A 17,352-nucleotide genomic window follows, 5' to 3' on the forward strand; every position below is an offset into this window, starting at 1 on the left:
GGTGGATCCGGTGCGGGCCTGCGTGACCAACTTTCTCTCAATCGGTGAACAAAATGCGCATGATCGGTATCGGGCTAATGGGATTTCTCCTCGCAGGCATCGCCCTCCTGCTGTCTACGATGAACGTCCTCGAAAACGGCCAACGCTATGTGCGTGAGATCACCATGGGTCCCCAACTGGTGTTCGAACAGCGCAACGACGCGGCGGCTGACGGCACACACAGTGCCACGTTTGCGCGTGCGACGCCGAACCATCCTGTGCTTTTGTCCGGTTTGCCCGCCTATCAAAGCGTTGCCTTCTCTCTTCCTTTGGATGCACGCCCGACGTCTGGATACCTCCAAATCGATGCAACATCGCAAGTCCTGAACGGTGTGGAAGGGGTGCTGCGCATCTCCATCCGCAACACCCGCCGGGGCGAGATGTTGCTGCGTCCAGGCGAGGCGGAGCGGTCCTTGCAGCTTCCTCTTTCACCGATGGATTTTGCAAGGCACCAGCTGGTCGTCTCCTTTTCACTGCAAGGCACCTCCCCCAGTGTGCCCTGTGGTCCAGATGACGGCATCGCCGCCATTGTCGAAATCGAGACGACCAGCGCCCTTTTCCTGACCCTCGATCAACCGCTGCAAACGCCGCGCGACCGTATCAGCAGCTGGGGTCAAACGGCGCGCATTGCGTGGTCGGATAGCGCGAGCGGAACGGATCAGGCCCGCCTGCTGGGCCAGGCCGTCGCGTTCCAGCGTCGCGGCATCGCCCCGGTCTTTGTGCCGGGCGGCGGGTCCGACACGCTTGCGACAGATGCCGTTGACGCAACCCTTGCGTCCTTGGCACCCACCGCCATCGAACCAACCCTCTGGCCCCGCCCCCTGGCCAGGACCCGCGCCACTGGCGGCACGCGTCGGTTTCACAAACAGACAGTGTGGCGCGAAACCTTTGAGCTGTCGGCTGCACAGGGCGACGCATATGCCCGTGCGCTCGATCTGAACCTGACCCTCGGTGTCCTGATGGCTCCGTCGATGTGGACGGTGAGCGTGACGCTGAACGACCGGCTGGTGCATCAGGCGCATGTCGCGGCAGGCGATACACAGCTGTCGACACAGATCGACCTGCCCCGCGATGTGCAGGAGCGGTCCAACGAGATCGAGGTGACCCTATCCACGACCGATCATTTCGACGGCACATGTAACGAAGGGCCTGAACGCATCGCAGAGCTGTTGCCGAGCACTGTGCTTCTGGCCTCAGACACGGCGTTTGCCGATGACAGCACCGACATGCGCGCGGCCTTGGCTGCATTGGACGTGACACAGATCGCCGTAGCCGGCGCGCTGACCGCACCGGATGCAACGCTCGCCGTTCAGTTGCTGGACGATGTTTTGCCGCCCGAAGCTGCATGGCAGGCGGCGCTGAATGCAGCCGATATTCTGGTTGTCCCCGCGGGGACACCTTTGGCCGCGACGTTGCAATCGGGCTGGGTCGTCACCTGGGGCGAGGCTGGCATCGACGTTATTCCGCTGGATCGCGCCGACCGCGCGGGCCTTGGTACCCTGGCGCTTGTCGTCTTCTCCACACCCATCTCTCTCACCGAGGTGGCGTCATGAGCGAGGCAGAGGACAAACGCGAACAGATCAACTACATCTCGGTCGACAGCGCGCCAAAGAGGTTTGCGGGCCCGGTGTCCGTCTGGCAGGCCCCAAAGATGCTGGCCCTGTTCACCGTGTTTGCCGCGGGCCAGCTGTGGTGGATCAACACGGACATGATGGCGGGGATCTTTCCCAACCGAGACTATGTGTTCTCTGCCCATTCCGGCCGTCACGCGGTCGCGATCCGCATCTTTCTGGCCTCGTTCTTCGTGGCCTTCGCAGCCTTCAGTTCGGGCAACGCGCTGGTGCGCACGCTCTTTGCGCTCGACATGGTGCTGACGTTTCTGTTTGGCTGCGCTGCCTTCGATGTGGCCAACGCGCTGGCGCACCATGTGATCGGCACCTCATTCTCCTTGCACTTCAGTGCCATTGCCTCGGGCCTCTTCGGCTTTGCCGTCTATTCGTTCAAATTGCTGGAACGGGGGTTCATGCCTGCGCGCATCCGGATCGAACATATCCCCGTCAGCCAGATGCGCGCCTTTGTCCGGTTGGGCGTCACGCTGGCCATCGCGGCGGGCGTGGCGGTCTGGGTGGGGGGTATGGACCTGCACGTGGTGGCGGTGATGCGGCAATGGACGCTGCTGGGCGGGATCGGACCGGGTGTGTTCCTGTTCCTGCCCGTGCTCTTCGGGCAGCTGTACCTGCTTGCGATCTACGACGTGCTGACCGCACGCACACCCCGCTTTAACCCGCCGGTGTCGGTGATCGTGCCCGCCCACAACGAAAGCTACATCATTCGCGACACGATCAACGCGATGGACCGTGCCGCCGCACATTACGGCGGCGAGGTGCACATCCTGATCATGAACAACAACTCGACCGACGACACCGAGGAGATCGCCCGCGAAACGCTGGCGGCCTGCACGGCTGCCAAGGGGCGGGTGATCAACGTGCCCAAGCCGGGCAAATCCAACGCGCTGAACGCGGGGCTTGATGCCTGCGAGACGGAATTTCTGGTGCGTGTCGATGCCGACACGCTGGTGGGCGAGGACAATTTCAGCCGCGCGATGCCCTATTTCACCAACCCGGCCGTAGGCGTCGTGGGCGGCGTGCCCGTGCCGCCGGGTGGCGCGCTCTTTGACCGGGCGCGCCTCCTTGAGGTGCTGGTCAAGCACGGGTTCTATTCGGTGGCGATGGGCGCCGTGAACGGCGTGGTGGGCATTCCCGGCATGTTCGTCGTCTACCGCACGCATCACCCGCGTTACCTGGGCGGGTTCGTCGAGGGGATGAATGGCGAGGATACCGATATCTCTCTGCGCATCGGCGAGCTGGGCTTTCACTCGGTGGTCGATCCCAAGATCCGCTACATCTCCGAAGTGCCCTCGTCCTACAGCCACATGCGCGAGCAACGCATGCGCTGGTTCCGCTCGATCTACCACATCTCTTCGCGCTGCCGCGACCTGATCTATGGGCCCAACAAGACGCTGCGCGGCAAGGTGATCCTGCCCTATATGCTGATCAATTCGGCGCGGCGCGCGATGCTGGTTCCGCTGATCATCTTTGGCGGGCTGGAATGGGGGCTGGCCTTCAACCCGGACAGCCCGATCCTGTGGCAATCGATCATTGCCGTCACCACAGGCGCGCCCGCCATCATGGCCGTCCTCGCCTCGCTTCTGAACGGCGTGCCCCGCGGCATCCTCGCCCTGCCCGAGTACCTGATCTTTCGCGTGCTGCGGGCCTATTTCACCCTCGAATCCATGTTGAGCATCCTGGTGGATGCCAGGGCCGAAGACCTCGAGCGCGTCATTCGGCAAGACATCGTGCCGGACCGCCCGATCCGGGTGGCCTGACCAGTTTTTTCACCCCCAACCTAAAGAGTAAGACAGATGACCAGACGGATATACGGAACTCTAGACAGCGACACGATCACCGGAGGAGCCGGACGCGACCACATCCTCGGCAAGGCCAGCAACGACACCATCGTAGGCGGCAACAGTGCCGACCGCGTCTATGGCCAGGGCGGCGATGACAGCGTGCACGGCGCGTCAGGCAGCGACACGCTGCGCGGCGGTGCCGGTGACGACACGCTGCACGGCGACAGCGGCAGCGACACGCTTTACGGCGGCATCGGCAACGACACCATGACCGGCGGCGACGTGTCGGGCAGCGGCGATGGGACAGGTGCTGGCGGCATCGATGACCGGCTTTGGGGTGGCGCGGGCCATGACCACATGTCGGGCAATGGTGGCAATGACCTGCTCTTTGGCGGCAGTGACAACGACACGCTGCTGGGCGGCGACGGCGCGGACCGGCTGTATGGTGGCGCGGATAATGACATTCTGTTGGGCGGGGGCGCAAATGACGTGCTTGTCGGAGCGCATGGTGATGATGACCTGAGCGGCGGCATTGGCCTTGATCGCCTCTATGGCGGCATCGGGCGCGACACGATGGACGGCGGCGCCGGTGCGGACCTGCTGCATGGCGGCGCGGGTGATGACGTTCTGTCGGGCGGTGCTGGCGTCGACCGCCTGTATGGAGCGGACGGCAATGACCTGATGTCCGGCGGCGCTGGCCGCGACAAGCTTTTTGGCGGCGCGGGCAACGACACCATCGACGGTGGCGACGACGATGATCGGATCTGGGCCAGCGACGGGGATGATGTCGTGATCGGCGGTCTGGGCAATGACACGCTGGGCGGCGCCAAGGGGCATGACACCCTGAACGGCGGCGCGGGTGCCGACACGCTTTATGGCCGTGCGGACAATGATGTGCTGGATGGTGGATCGGGCAATGATCTGCTGCTGGGTGGCTTGGGCGACGACGCGGCGTTTGGCGGCTCCGGCACCGACACGTTGGGTGGCGGTCAGGGCAATGATACGTTGAGCGGCGGCAGCGGCAATGACAACCTGAGCGGGCGGCAGGGCCACGACCTGATGGCGGGTGATGCAGGCCTTGACACGCTGAGCGGCGGCAATGGCAACGACACGCTGGACGGTGGCACCGGGGCGGATGTCCTCTTTGGTGGCGCAGGTGCGGACCAGTTGATCGGTGGTGCGGGTGCGGATGCGCTGCACGGGCAATGGAGCACCGACACCCTGTCAGGTGGCGCAGGCAACGACACGCTCGATGGTGGCGGCGGTGCGGATGTTCTGTCGGGCGGCATCGGGAGCAACGTGTTGACCGGGGGGCGCGGGGCGGACACATTCGTCTTTGTGCCCGAGGCGGCGCGCAGCGTTGATCAAGTCACCGATCTGCATGTCTATGGCGCCTATGCGGACCGACTTGATATCTCGGGATTTGACGTCGCTGGCACCTTCGGGTCGGCGCAGGCCTGGGTCGATCAGGCGGTGTCGGTTTCTGGCGACGGCACGGTCACCTTGCGTCTGTCGGACACTCAACGCGTTGACGTGATCGATCATGCAAATATCGGCGCACGGTTCGAAGACCTTGTGATCGACACGCTGATCTTTTGACGGACAGGCCCGCCGCAAAACTGCGGCGGGTCACCCGCCGCGCGCAATCCGGTAGACGGCGCCGTTGCCGACGGAGATGAACAGGATACTGCCATCGGGTGCCTCGACAATGTCGCGCACGCGCAGGGTTTCATCGCCCTCGATCTGCTCCACTTCGCGCGCAGTGTTGCCCGATAGTTCGAGCCGCGAGATATAGCTGAACTTGAGCGATCCCACGAACATGTCGCCGCGCCATTCGGGGAACATGTCGCCCTGATAGACCATGAGACCAGAGGGCGCGATGGACGGATCCCAGTAGTGGGCTGGCTGGGCCATGCCCGGCCTGGACGTGCCTTCGCCGATCTTGGCCCCGGAATAATGCACGCCGTAAGAGATGACCGGCCAGCCAAAGTTGGCACCCTTTTCGATGCGATTGACCTCATCCCCACCGCGCGCGCCGTGTTCGGCCGTCCACAGCACGCCGCGACCGTCAAGGCCCGCACCTTGCGGGTTGCGATGCCCGTAGGACCAGATTTCCGGCAATACGCCTGCGGTGCCCACGAAAGGGTTGTCGCGCGGCACAGAGCCGTCGCGGTTGACGCGCACGATGGACCCGTTGTGTAGGCTGCGATCCTGTGCCGAGGGGCGATCGCCCCGATCGCCGATGGTCACCATCAGCGTGCCGTCTGGCGCCTCGACCACGCGGCTGCCGAAATGCCGGCCCGTACGGCCGCCCGGCGCGCTTTCAAAGAGGTCGCGCAGGTTGACCAGACGAGTGCCATCCGCACTCAGCTCTGCCGCCGCAAGCGCGGTGCCCGACCCGCGCCCCTGCAGCTTGGCATAAGTCAGGAAAATCGTGCGGGTCGTTGCAAAATCGCGCGCCAATGTGATGTCCAGCAGACCACCCTGCCCTTCGGCGGCGACACGCGGTGTGCCAGCCACATCGCTGAGAACCCCGCCCGAGATACGTTTGAGCGCGCCGTCCCGTTCGGTGACAAGCAGATCCCCATTGGGCATTTGCGCCACGCCCCATGGCTGATCCAAGCCCTGAGCCACGGCGGTGACAGTTACGGGGACTGCCTCGGTCTCGAGTGCAAAGGCGGCAAAAGGTGCACAAACAAGGCATGAAACAATCCAGCGCAGCATCGCGACTCTCCCGTGGTTTGGTGCCGTGAAACGTAGATGTCGTGGCCACCAAATCCACCAACATTCCCGTGTGTCAGCCACGACTATTCCACTTTTCTTTTTCAAATGCCCCGCTTAGTCTCCGCTCAGGAAAAAATTCCACAGGGAGTATAAAATAATGAAAAAACTACTTATGGCCTCCGCCGCAACGGCACTGATGGCTGGATCAGCCTATGCGGATGGGCACGCGAAAGACGTCAAGATCGGCATCATCCTGGGCTTTACCGGCCCGATTGAATCGCTGACGCCGTCGATGGCGGATGGCGCTGAGCTGGCGATGAAGGAAGTCACCGACTCCGGCCTGCTGCTGGACGGTGCGACCGTGTCGTCGGTGCGCGCGGATTCGACCTGCATCGATGCCGGTGCGGCCACCGCAGCCGCCGAGCGTTTGGTCACCTCCGACAAGGTTGACGGCATCATGGGTGCCGACTGCTCCGGCGTGACCGGCGCGATCCTGAACAACGTGGCCGTGGCCAACGGTGTCGTCATGGTGTCGCCCTCGGCCACCTCGCCGGGCTTGTCGCACAATGACAACGAAGACAACGGCCTGTTCTTCCGCACCGCCCCGTCCGATGCGCGTCAGGGTGTCGTGATGACCCAGGTGCTGATGGAAGAAGGCATCAAGGAAGTCGCCGTCACCTACACCAACAACGACTATGGCAAGGGTCTGGCCGACAGCTTCCAGGCGGCATTCGAGGCCGCGGGCGGCACCGTGACCATCAACGCGGCCCACGAAGACGGCAAGGCCGACTATTCGGCCGAAGTTGGCGCGCTGGCCTCTGCCGGTGGCGACCGTCTGGTTGTGGCGGGTTATGTGGACCAGGGCGGTTCGGGCATCGTGCGCGCGGCGCTGGATTCCGGTGCGTTCGACACGTTCCACTTCCCCGACGGGATGATCGGTGCCAAGTTGCAGGAAAACTTCGGTGACGAAATCGAAGGCTCCACCGGCCAGCACCCCGGCACCAACTCCGAAGGTGCCGCGATGTTCTCCGACATGGTCGGCGGCGCGTTCGATGCCACATCGCCCTTTACGCCTGAATCCTATGACGCGGCTGCATTGATCATGCTGGCGATGCAGGCCGCTGGGTCCAAGGACAGCAACGACTACAAGGCGCATGTCATGGATGTCGCAAACGCACCGGGCGAGCAGATCTTCCCCGGTGAGCTGGCCAAGGCGTTGCAGATCATCAAGGACGGCGGCGATGTCGACTATGTCGGCGCGACAGCTGTCGAGCTGATCGGCCCCGGTGAATCCGCGGGCAACTATCGCCAGATCGTCATCAAAGGCGGTGAGATCACCACAGCCAAGTACCGCTGAGCGGCACGACAAACCACAAAGCAGCCCGGGAATTTCCCGGGCTGTTTCAATATCTTGAAGACTGTTTTTAAGACAGCACGGGGTACACATGATCGTCGTTGACGACATTCACAAACATTTCGGCGGCTTCCACGCCGTGGATGGCGCATCGCTGTCGATCACGCCGGGGTCGATCACTGGTCTGATCGGGCCAAACGGCGCAGGAAAAACCACTCTTTTCAATGTAATCGCGGGCGTTCTTCCACCGACATCGGGGCGCGTGACCATGGACGGCGAGGACATCACCGGGCTGCCGCCACATACGCTGTTTCACAAGGGGTTGTTGCGCACCTTCCAGATCGCGCACGAGTTTTCGTCGATGAGCTGCCGCGAGAACCTGATGATGGTACCCGGCGCGCAGTCGGGCGAGACACTGTGGAACACGTGGTTCGGGCGCAAGCGCATCGCCGATGAAGAGCGCGCGCTGGCGGCCAAGGCCGACGAGGTGCTGGAGTTCCTGACCATCGAACATCTTGCCGACCACAAGGCGGGCCAAGTGTCGGGTGGGCAGAAGAAGCTGCTGGAGCTGGGCCGCACGATGATGGTCGACGCCAAGATCGTGTTTCTGGACGAGGTGGGTGCGGGCGTGAACCGCACGCTGCTCAACACCATCGGGGATGCGATCCTGCGCCTGAACAAAGAGCGCAACTACACCTTTGTGGTGATTGAGCACGACATGGATTTCATCGGCAAGATCTGTGACCCAGTCATTTGCATGGCGGAGGGCCGTGTTTTGGCCGAAGGCACGCTGGATGAAATCAAAGCCAACGAGCAGGTGATCGAGGCCTATCTGGGCACGGGCCTCAAGAACAAGGACAAGGTGGGCGCATGAAGGTGTTTCGAATTGGCTGCGCCAATCCGACAGATGCGGGGGCTCTGCCCCCGCACCCCCGGAGTTTAACTGGCAAGATGACGCAGGGGATGGATTGTGAGTAATCCCTATCAAGAGAGCCGCGGCAACAAGGATGCTTCGGTCACCAATCCCAGAGGTGCAGGCACATTGCAGGCGGCACCCGGCACCAAGGCGGCGATGAAAACGTCAGAGGCGTTTCTGATTGGCGATAAGATGACGGGCGGCTATGGCGCGGGGCCTGACATCCTGCATGACTGTACCGTTGCGGTGAACCCCGGTGAGATTGCCGTGATTGTCGGCCCCAACGGGGCGGGCAAGTCCACGGCCATGAAGGCGGTGTTCGGGATGCTGGATGTGCGCCAGGGGTCTGTGCGGCTGGACGGTGAGGACATCACGGACCTGTCGCCGCAGGACCGGGTGGCGCGCGGCATGGGGTTTGTGCCGCAGACGTCCAATATTTTCACCTCGATGACCGTGGAAGAGAACCTTGAGATGGGGGCGTTCATCCGGCGTGACGATTTCTCGGACACGATGGCGCAGGTGTATGACCTGTTCCCGATCCTGAAGGAAAAGCGCAATCAGGCGGCAGGCGAGTTGTCGGGCGGGCAGCGCCAACAGGTGGCCGTGGGCCGCGCGCTGATGACCCAGCCCAAGGTGCTGATGCTGGACGAGCCCACTGCCGGGGTCAGCCCCATCGTGATGGATGAGCTGTTTGACCGCATCATCGAGGTGGCGCGCACCGGTATCCCGATCCTGATGGTGGAACAGAATGCGCGGCAGGCGCTGGAGATTGCCGACAAGGGATACGTGCTTGTGCAGGGGCGGAACGCATTTACGGGGACGGGCAAGGAGTTGTTGGCCGATCCCGAAGTGCGCAAGAGCTTTTTGGGGGGATGAGGATGGTCTTTGCATATCTGCTGGCTGCGTCACCTGTTTTGGCGCAGAGCGATACAGCACTTCCAAGGGTGTTCGAGTTGCTCTGTAATTGGGAGCATGAAGCGCGCTTGGATCATCGCGACTCTGCGCCCGAATTGCCGAATGGAATAGCTTATTCGTCTTCTAGCCGTCCGGCTCAAGCTGAAAGAGAAACTACATCAGGCGCCATCGAAATCGCTGGGGTGACTGGAACGCGGCATTTCGTGATGCCGGACATTGGCGGTCCTTTGGCTGGCATGTTCATCACAGTCTATGCTGATGGTCGCAGCGTGAGAACTCAAAACTACAGAATTCATGGGGAGCTTGCCATGTACTCCACATTGGGTGCCTGCGAGGTGATCGAATAATGGACTTCCTCAACGCCATAGTAGCGCTCTCTAACTTCGTCCTGATCCCGGCCATCGCCTATGGCTCGCAACTCGCTCTCGGCGCGCTTGGGGTTACGCTGATCTACGGCATCCTGCGGTTTTCGAACTTTGCCCATGGCGACACGATGGCCTTTGGCACCATGGCGACCATCCTGATCACATGGGCCTTTCAGGCCGTTGGCATCAGCGCAGGGCCCCTGCCCACCGCCCTGCTTGCGCTGCCCTTTGGCATTGCGGTCTGCGCGGCGCTGATCCTTGCGACGGACCGGGGCATCTACCGGTTTTACCGCACGCAAAAGGCCAAGCCGATCATCTTTGTCATGGTCTCCTTGGGCGTCATGTTCATCATGAACGGGCTGGTGCGGTTCATCATCGGGCCCAATGACCAGCGGTTTGCGGACGGCGAACGGTTCATCATCTCGGTGCGTGAATTCAAGGCGCTGACCGGGTTGAAGGAAGGGCTGGCGATCAAGACGACGCAAGGCCTGACCGTGATTACGGCCGTGATTGTCGTGGCCGCCCTGTTCTATTTCCTCAACCGGACGCGCACGGGCAAGTCCATGCGGGCCTATTCCGACAACGAGGATCTGGCGCTGCTGTCGGGGATCAATCCCGAGCGGGTGGTGATGGTCACTTGGCTGATCGTCGCCGCGCTCGCCACAGTGGCGGGGGTGCTCTACGGCCTCGACAAGTCGTTCAAGCCCTTTGTCTATTTCCAACTGCTGCTGCCGATCTTTGCCTCTGCCATCGTGGGCGGACTCGGGAGTCCATTGGGCGCCATTGCGGGTGGTTTCACCATCGCGTTTTCGGAGGTGATGATCACCTATGCGTGGAAGAAAGTGGCCAACTACGTGCTGCCCGAGGCGTTGGCGCCTGATGGATTGGCGCAGCTGCTGAGCACGGATTACAAGTTTGCCGTCAGCTTTGTCATCCTGCTGATCGTGCTGTTGTTCAAGCCCACGGGCCTGTTTGCGGGGAAATCGGTATGAGCGACACCACACGGAACATCCTTTATTTCGCGTTCATTGCCGTGCTGATCATCGGCACCGGATTTGTCCAAAGCTGGAACTCGGCGCTGTTTGTTCTGAACTTTGGCCTGATTTCGGCCATCATGGCGTTGGGGGTGAACCTGCAATGGGGGTTTGCGGGCCTTTTTAACGTGGGCATCATGGGCTTTGTCGCATTGGGCGGACTGGCGACCGTGCTGGTCGCCATGCCGCCCGTGGGCGAGGCGTGGGCTGCCGGTGGGCTGCGCGTCGTGCTGTCGCTGATCCTGGGGGCGGCGACCATCGTGGGCGCGATCCTGGCCTATGGCGCCTTGCCCAAGGGGCGCGCGCGGAATGTGGGCATGATTGCGATCCTCGTCATCGGGTTCTTTGTCTATCGCGCCGTGTTCGACGGCGGTGTGCAGGCTGTCGAGGCGGTGAACCCCGCGAACGAAGGGTACCTGGGAGGTCTGGGCCTGCCCGTCCTGCTGGCCTGGCCCGTGGGCGGGTTGCTGGCTGCGGGGGCCGCTTGGATCATTGGCAAGACGGCGCTGGGGCTGCGGTCAGATTATCTGGCCATCGCCACGCTGGGGATCGCCGAGATCATCATTGCGGTGCTCAAGAACGAGGACTGGCTGGCGCGCGGCGTCAAGAACGTGGTGGGCCTGCCCCGGCCCGCACCTTACGAGATCGATCTGCAAAATGACCCGGGCTTTGTCGAACGGGTGGCGGGACTGGGCCTTGATCCCGTGACGGCCTCGACGCTGTGGGTCAAGCTGATCTATGCCGGGCTTTTTGCGGTGGTTCTTGTGCTGCTTTTTGTGCTGGCGCAACGCGCGTTGCACAGCCCCTGGGGCCGCATGATGCGCGCGATCCGCGACAACGAGTTCGCGGCGGAGGCCATGGGCAAGGACGTGACCGCGCGGCATTTGCAGATCTTTGTGCTGGGCTCGGCCATCTGCGGTATCGCGGGGGCCATGATGACCACGCTGGACGGGCAGTTGACGCCCGGCTCCTATCAGCCGCTGCGCTTTACGTTTCTGGTCTGGGTGATGGTGATCGTGGGCGGATCGGGCAACAACCTCGGCTCAGTGCTGGGCGGGTTCCTGATCTGGTGGCTGTGGGTGATGGTGGAACCCCTTGGCTTGGGGTTGATGAACCTGATCACTGCCGGGATGGCCGAAGGGTACTGGCTGCGTGAACATCTGCTGGAGTCCGCGGCCCATATGCGGCTGTTGACGATGGGCGTGGTGTTGCTGCTTGTGCTGCGGTTCAGCCCCCGTGGTCTGATCCCGGAAAAATAGCATCGGTCGTTAAAGGTGCGCGGTGACCGCGCACCCTACGCGTGACGCCGTAGGGTGTGCCTTTACGGCGCACCTTGTGCGGCTAGCGCCCCTTGAACAGCCCGCCGAGGATACCGCGCACCATGCGGCGGCCCGTGACACCGGTCAGTTCCTTGACCACCATCTTGGTCATCGCCTCGCCAAAGCCGGTGGAGTTGCGCGTCGACCGGGTCGTGGATCGCGTAACCCGCGTGCCCGAGTACCGGCGGCCCGCGTTGAACTCGCGCAGCACCGGTTCGAGCTCTTCGGCCTTTTCCTCGGAGGCCGCCGCCTCTGCTGCGGCCTTGTCCGCCCGCGCCTTGAGGATTTCAAACGCTGATTTGCGATCCAGGGGCGCATCGTATTTGCCCGCCATGTCGGAGCTTTGAAGATGCGCCTTACGTTCGGCATCGGTGATCGGCCCCAGTTGCGACGACGGCGGGCGGATCAGGGTCCGTTCGACGATCCCCGGCACGCCCTTTTTCTGCAACATCGAGGTGACGGCCTCGCCCACGCCGACTTCGCGGATGGCCTCCTCGGTCTCGAACCGCGGATTCTCGCGGTAGGTTTCGGCCGCCATGCGCAATTCCTTGCGGTCCTTGGCGGTAAAGGCGCGCAGCGCGTGTTGGAAGCGGTTGCCCAGCTGGCCAAGGATGTCTTCGGGTACATCGGCCGGGTTCTGGGTGATGAAGTACACCCCCACCCCCTTGGACCGGATCAGGCGCGCCACCTGTTCGACCTTGTCGACCAGCGCCTTGGGTGCGTCCTCAAAGAGCAGGTGCGCCTCGTCAAAGAAGAAGACCAGCTTGGGCTTGTCCGGATCGCCTACCTCGGGGAGTTCTTCGAACAGCTCCGACAGGAGCCAGAGCAGGAACGTGGCATATAGCTTCGGCGCTGCCATCAACTTGTCGGAGGCGAGGATATTGATCATGCCCTTGCCCGCAGCGTCCGTGCGCATCAGGTCCGACAGCTCAAGTGCAGGTTCGCCGAAAAGCTGGCTGGCGCCCTGATTTTCGAGCACCAGCAGGCGGCGCTGGATCGCGCCGATGGACTGGGTGGAGACGTTGCCATAGCGCAGGCTCAGATCCTTGGCGTTCTCGCCGACCCAGACCAGAAGCGCCTGCAAATCCTTGAGATCGAGAAGCGGCATGCCCTCTTCGTCCGCAAGACGGAAGGCGATGTTGAGGATGCCCTCTTGCGCTTCGGTCAGTTCCAGGAGTTGCGCAAGGAGGAGCGGGCCCATTTCAGACACGGTAGTGCGGACCGGATGGCCCTGTGCGCCGAACATGTCCCAGAAGGTGACCGGACAGGCATGGTAGGTATAGTCCGTGAACCCGATCTTGGCCGCGCGTTCGGTAAAGGGCACATGCAGTTTGTGATCCGGGCTGCCGGATTTGGCGAGGCCGGAGAGATCCCCCTTCACATCCGACAGGAACACCGGCACGCCTGCATTGGAGAACCCTTCGGCAAGGATTTGCAGCGTCACCGTCTTGCCTGTGCCGGTGGCACCGGCAATCAATCCGTGGCGGTTTGCATATTTCAGGGTGAGGCCCTGTTTCTCTGCATATTCGATGCCGCCGCCACCGATGAAAATATTGTCGGTCATCCTGTTAACCTTTTGTCCACGCACCATGTCGCAGCGACCATACAAAGTTAACGATTGGGTGCCATAGTGTTTTTCGTTCCCGCCTAAATGTCCTCCTGGCGCGGAACACTTCCTCCCTGTCAGACTGGCCGCGCCTTGTGCGCGGCCTTTTTTTGTCCCGGACACGGGGGGAATGCGAACAACCTGCGCCAAGTGCACGATTTCCGGTTGACGGTTTGCCGCACCTTTCGTAACGTCCCGTCAATAAGTCGGCCAGTCCGACGGGGAGAAAAATACTTGAAAAAGGGGACCTTACGGTCTCCTTTTTTGCGTTTGGGCAGAAGCCTGCCGGACATGGACGCGCGGTGCATCAAATCTTTGCGCTTTGCGCCTGACACCAGCGCCGGAGCATGCTAGCAACGCGAAAACTTGTAACAAAAGCGGAACTGATATGCGTACCTCTTTGATTGCCCTGACCCTCGCTTTGGTCCTGCCAACCCAACTGTTGGCCCAGTCCACCGATGATGCCGAAGAGGCACCCGCCGGATCGCTGATCGAGGATCAGCTGAGCCTCGGCGAAGACGCCAGCATCCCCCAGGTTGGAGAGACCTATACGGCAGAAACAAATGGCGATTGGGATCTGCGCTGCATCAAGACCGAAGATGGCAACGATCCGTGCCAGATGTACCAGCTGTTGTCCGATGCGGATGGAACGCCAGTGGCAGAGATTTCGGTGTTCCGCCTGCCCGAAGGGGGCCGTGCGGTGGCCGGTGCGACGATCATCGTGCCGCTTGAAACCTCCCTGCCCCAGCAGCTGACCATGCAGGTGGATGGCGGTTCGGCACGACGGTATCCTTATGCGTTCTGCAACCCTATCGGGTGCTATTCCCGTGTCGGCCTTGTCGCTGACGAGGTTGCCGCGTTCCGCCGTGGCAACGCGGCGAAGGTCACGATTGTGCCGGCCCTTGCACCTGATCAAAAGGTTGAAGTGACCATGGGTCTGTCGGGCTTTACCGCGACATTCGACAAGACGACCGTCACGCAGAACTGAACTTAGTGACACCGCGATATTGGGCCGCTCTTCTCACGAAGGGCGGCCTTTTTTATCAGATTTTGCGCAGGGCCAGAACCGCATTCATGCCGCCAAAGGCGAACGCATTGGACAGCGCCACGTCGACCTTCGCATCGCGTGCCTCGTTCGGCACGACGTCGAGCGCGCACTCGGGGTCGGGTTCCTCGTACCCGATGGTGGGCGCCACAACCCCGTCGCGCAGAGCCATGATACAGGCCATGAGTTCCACCGCTCCTGTGCCGCCGATCAGGTGGCCGTGCATGGATTTGGTGGACGAGATCATCAGACGGTCAGCGTGTTGGCCGAATACATCCGCGACGGCGGCGCATTCGGTCTTGTCATTGGCGGCGGTCCCGGTGCCATGGGCGTTGATATAGCCCACCTCGTCCGCGTTGATCCCGGCATCGGCCAGCGCCCCGGCCATGGCACGCGCAGCACCGTTCTTGGACGGCATCACGATGTCGGCGGCGTCCGAGGACATGGCAAAGCCCACGACCTCACACAGGATCTCTGCGCCACGGGCACGGGCGCGTTCGTAGTCCTCAAAAACGAAGACGCCCGCGCCCTCGCCCTGCACCATGCCATTGCGGTTGGCGCTGAAGGGGCGGCATGCGTCCTTGGACATCACGCGCAACCCTTCCCACGCCTTGACCCCGCCGAAGCACAGCATCGATTCCGACCCGCCCGTCAGCATCGCAGGCGCCATTCCGGACCGCACCATCTGGAAGGCCTGCGCCATCGCGTGGTTGGAGGACGCACAGGCCGTTGAGACGGTAAAGGACGGCCCCTTGAGGTTGTACTCCATGCTCACATGGCTGGCGGCGGCGTTGTTCATCAGCTTGGGCACGACAAAGGGGTGGACCCGGTTCTTGCCCTCTTCGTAGACCGAGCGGTAGTTCGCGTCCCAGGTGCTGACCCCGCCCCCGGCTGTGCCCAGAACCACACCGCTTTTGGCGGCGGTTTCCCCGGCAAAGGTTATGCCCGACTGGGTTATTGCCTCTTTGGCCGCTGCCAGCGTGAACTGGGTAAAGCGGTCATAAAGGCTCATTTGCTGGCGGTTATAACGTCCTTCGGCCTCGAACCCGCGCACCTGCCCACCGATCTTGATGGAGAGGCGATCAACGTCCTGAAAATCAAGTTCGCCAATACCGCAGTGGCCCTCGCGCATGGCCTCAAGCGTGCTGGCCACGTCATGGCCAAGCGCATTGACCGTGCCCGCGCCCGTGATGACAACGCGGTGCATCAGGTTTTTTGATCCGCGATCAGCGCGTTGATGCCGGCGATGATCGTACGCACGCTCGTGATGTCGAAATCGCTTTTCTCAGGTTCGTTGGCGTTGAAGGGGATCTGGATGTCGAACTCTTCTTCGATGGCAAAGATGCTTTCGACGAGGCCGAGGCTGTCGATGCCGAGATCCTCCAAGGTGCTGTCAAGGCTGACATCCGATGGTTCAAGCACCGCTTGCTCTGCCACGATCTCGATGACCTTGTCGCTGACGTCCATCCCGCGTTCCCCCAAGTCTGACGCTGCTGTCTCAGCAGTGATTTAGTCACTGCCATCAGAGTTGAAAACAGATTTCTTCAGCGCCGCGACGTCGCGTAGGATCCGCGGGAGGCGGCGGATGTTCTTGTAGCTTTCGAGGCTGGCCTTCATCTCGACCGCCGGATAGCCCAGCATCACCTTGCCATCGCGTACCGAGCTCATCACCTTGCACGCGGCCCCCAGGACTACGTTGTTGCCGATGGTCAGGTTGTCGGACACGCCGACCTGCCCCGCCATCACGACAAATTTGCCGGTCACGGTCGATCCGGCCACGGCGACGCTGCCGCACAAGAGGTTATCGTCACCGATGACGACGTTGTGGCCCACCTGCACAAAATTATCCATCTTGACGCGGTGACCGACGCGGGTGGGTCGGATTGTGCCGCTGTCGATGGTGGTATTGGCACCGATGTCGACATCGTCGCCGATGATCACGCTGCCAAGGCTGGCGATGCGCACCCATGGCTGCCCGGTCGCGGCACCCTGGTCCCCGAGGCTTTCGCGCACCTCTTCGACGGCACCCTTTTCCGGGGTGACAAAGGAAAACCCGTCGCCGCCGATGCGCGCGCCCGGCTGGGCGATGAACCGCGCGCCGATCTGCACACGGGCCCCGACGCTGACATGTTCGCGCAGGTAGCAGTTCGGCCCCAGCACCGCGTCCTTGCCCACATAGCTCAGTGGCCCGAGGATACAGCCATCGCCAATCACCGCGCCCGGTCCCACCACTGCATTGGGGCCTACATAGACATTCGCGCCCAGCACCGCCGTGGGATCGATGACAGCGGACGCGTGGACTCCGGGCGCGAAACCCTGTCCGGGGTCCATGAGGCCGGTCAGGCTGGACATGGCAAAGCGCGGGCGCACTGGCAGGATCGCGGCCTCCAGCCCAAGGGACTGCCAGTCGGCGCCGGACCAGAGCATTGCGGCGCGCGCCGACCCGTTGGCCAGCGCCTCAGCGTATTTGGGATTGCCAGCAAGCGCCAGTGTCTCGGCAGTCGCCGCCGCCGGTTCGGCCAAGCCAGAGATGACAAGGCCGGTGTCACCGACCGCCTCGGCTTCCAAGGCGGTCGCGATCTCGGCAATTGTGTACGGCATCGGCATCCCCTTCAAACTCAGGGGC

At 62.4% G+C, this 17,352-nt stretch carries 15 protein-coding genes; 10 read left to right on the forward strand and 5 right to left on the reverse strand.

Annotation, left to right across the window (positions count from 1 at the left end; all coding sequences use genetic code 11):
• The first annotated feature begins 53 nt into the window (after nucleotides 1-53).
• Genes Q0949_RS06215 through Q0949_RS06225 form a run of 3 tightly spaced genes read left to right on the forward strand, consistent with a single transcriptional unit; the run spans nucleotide 54 to nucleotide 5,047 of the window.
• The gene (locus tag Q0949_RS06215) at nucleotides 54-1,592 is read left to right on the forward strand and encodes a cellulose biosynthesis cyclic di-GMP-binding regulatory protein BcsB (protein WP_299369750.1); all 1,539 of its coding nucleotides are present in this window, start codon (nucleotides 54-56) and stop codon (nucleotides 1,590-1,592) included.
• Nucleotides 1,589-3,424 (forward strand): glycosyltransferase, encoded by a 1,836-nt coding sequence (locus Q0949_RS06220; RefSeq protein WP_299369752.1) that lies wholly within the window; start codon nucleotides 1,589-1,591, stop codon nucleotides 3,422-3,424. The genes Q0949_RS06215 and Q0949_RS06220 overlap by 4 nt, the downstream gene beginning before the upstream one ends.
• Nucleotides 3,425-3,460: 36 nt before the next feature.
• The gene (locus Q0949_RS06225) at nucleotides 3,461-5,047 is read left to right on the forward strand and encodes a calcium-binding protein (RefSeq protein WP_299369754.1); all 1,587 of its coding nucleotides are present in this window, start codon (nucleotides 3,461-3,463) and stop codon (nucleotides 5,045-5,047) included.
• Between the two features lie 30 nt (nucleotides 5,048-5,077).
• Here the strand turns inward: Q0949_RS06225 and Q0949_RS06230 are convergent, their stop codons facing one another.
• Nucleotides 5,078-6,172 (reverse strand): PQQ-dependent sugar dehydrogenase, encoded by a 1,095-nt coding sequence (locus Q0949_RS06230; protein ID WP_299369756.1) that lies wholly within the window; start codon nucleotides 6,170-6,172, stop codon nucleotides 5,078-5,080.
• Between the two features lie 157 nt (nucleotides 6,173-6,329).
• Between Q0949_RS06230 and Q0949_RS06235 the strand changes: the two genes are divergently transcribed.
• The 6 genes from Q0949_RS06235 (at nucleotide 6,330) to Q0949_RS06260 (ending at nucleotide 12,015) form a co-directional block, all read left to right on the forward strand.
• Complete coding sequence (locus Q0949_RS06235; RefSeq protein ID WP_299369758.1) at nucleotides 6,330-7,529, forward strand: ABC transporter substrate-binding protein; 1,200 nt, start codon at nucleotides 6,330-6,332, stop codon at nucleotides 7,527-7,529.
• Between the two features lie 88 nt (nucleotides 7,530-7,617).
• Nucleotides 7,618-8,400: an ABC transporter ATP-binding protein gene (locus tag Q0949_RS06240; protein ID WP_299369760.1), complete on the forward strand. Its 783-nt coding sequence runs from the start codon at nucleotides 7,618-7,620 to the stop codon at nucleotides 8,398-8,400.
• A 93-nt stretch (nucleotides 8,401-8,493) separates the two neighbouring features.
• Nucleotides 8,494-9,318, forward strand: a complete 825-nt coding sequence (locus tag Q0949_RS06245) for an ABC transporter ATP-binding protein (protein WP_299370817.1) — start codon at nucleotides 8,494-8,496, stop codon at nucleotides 9,316-9,318.
• A 2-nt stretch (nucleotides 9,319-9,320) separates the two neighbouring features.
• Nucleotides 9,321-9,704, forward strand: a complete 384-nt coding sequence (locus tag Q0949_RS06250) for a hypothetical protein (protein ID WP_299369762.1) — start codon at nucleotides 9,321-9,323, stop codon at nucleotides 9,702-9,704.
• Nucleotides 9,704-10,714 carry a branched-chain amino acid ABC transporter permease gene (locus Q0949_RS06255; protein ID WP_299369764.1) on the forward strand — a complete coding sequence of 337 codons (1,011 nt, stop codon included), beginning with the start codon at nucleotides 9,704-9,706 and terminating at the stop codon, nucleotides 10,712-10,714. Before Q0949_RS06250 ends, Q0949_RS06255 begins: the two co-directional genes overlap by 1 nt.
• Nucleotides 10,711-12,015, forward strand: a complete 1,305-nt coding sequence (locus Q0949_RS06260) for a branched-chain amino acid ABC transporter permease (protein WP_299369766.1) — start codon at nucleotides 10,711-10,713, stop codon at nucleotides 12,013-12,015. The genes Q0949_RS06255 and Q0949_RS06260 overlap by 4 nt, the downstream gene beginning before the upstream one ends.
• An 82-nt stretch (nucleotides 12,016-12,097) precedes the next feature.
• Here Q0949_RS06260 and Q0949_RS06265 read toward each other — a convergent pair whose 3' ends face one another.
• Nucleotides 12,098-13,639 (reverse strand): helicase HerA-like domain-containing protein, encoded by a 1,542-nt coding sequence (locus Q0949_RS06265; RefSeq protein ID WP_299369768.1) that lies wholly within the window; start codon nucleotides 13,637-13,639, stop codon nucleotides 12,098-12,100.
• 430 nt (nucleotides 13,640-14,069) lie between these two features.
• Here Q0949_RS06265 and Q0949_RS06270 point away from each other — a divergent pair, with 430 nt between their 5' ends.
• Entirely contained in the window at nucleotides 14,070-14,669 is a 600-nt protein-coding gene (locus tag Q0949_RS06270; protein WP_299369770.1) for an invasion associated locus B family protein, read from the forward strand.
• A 55-nt stretch (nucleotides 14,670-14,724) separates the two neighbouring features.
• Here the strand turns inward: Q0949_RS06270 and Q0949_RS06275 are convergent, their stop codons facing one another.
• From Q0949_RS06275 to lpxD, 3 genes are read right to left on the reverse strand one after another with little or no spacing between them, the layout of a single operon-like run.
• Complete coding sequence (locus Q0949_RS06275; RefSeq protein WP_299369772.1) at nucleotides 14,725-15,933, reverse strand: beta-ketoacyl-[acyl-carrier-protein] synthase family protein; 1,209 nt, start codon at nucleotides 15,931-15,933, stop codon at nucleotides 14,725-14,727.
• Nucleotides 15,933-16,193 carry an acyl carrier protein gene (locus Q0949_RS06280; RefSeq protein WP_299369774.1) on the reverse strand — a complete coding sequence of 87 codons (261 nt, stop codon included), beginning with the start codon at nucleotides 16,191-16,193 and terminating at the stop codon, nucleotides 15,933-15,935. The genes Q0949_RS06275 and Q0949_RS06280 overlap by 1 nt, the downstream gene beginning before the upstream one ends.
• A 42-nt stretch (nucleotides 16,194-16,235) precedes the next feature.
• Nucleotides 16,236-17,327: a UDP-3-O-(3-hydroxymyristoyl)glucosamine N-acyltransferase gene (gene lpxD, locus Q0949_RS06285; RefSeq protein ID WP_299369776.1), complete on the reverse strand. Its 1,092-nt coding sequence runs from the start codon at nucleotides 17,325-17,327 to the stop codon at nucleotides 16,236-16,238.
• Nucleotides 17,328-17,352 lie beyond the last annotated feature (25 nt).

The sequence above is a fragment of the uncultured Tateyamaria sp. genome (genome assembly GCF_947487805.1).
Taxonomy (GTDB): domain Bacteria; phylum Pseudomonadota; class Alphaproteobacteria; order Rhodobacterales; family Rhodobacteraceae; genus Tateyamaria.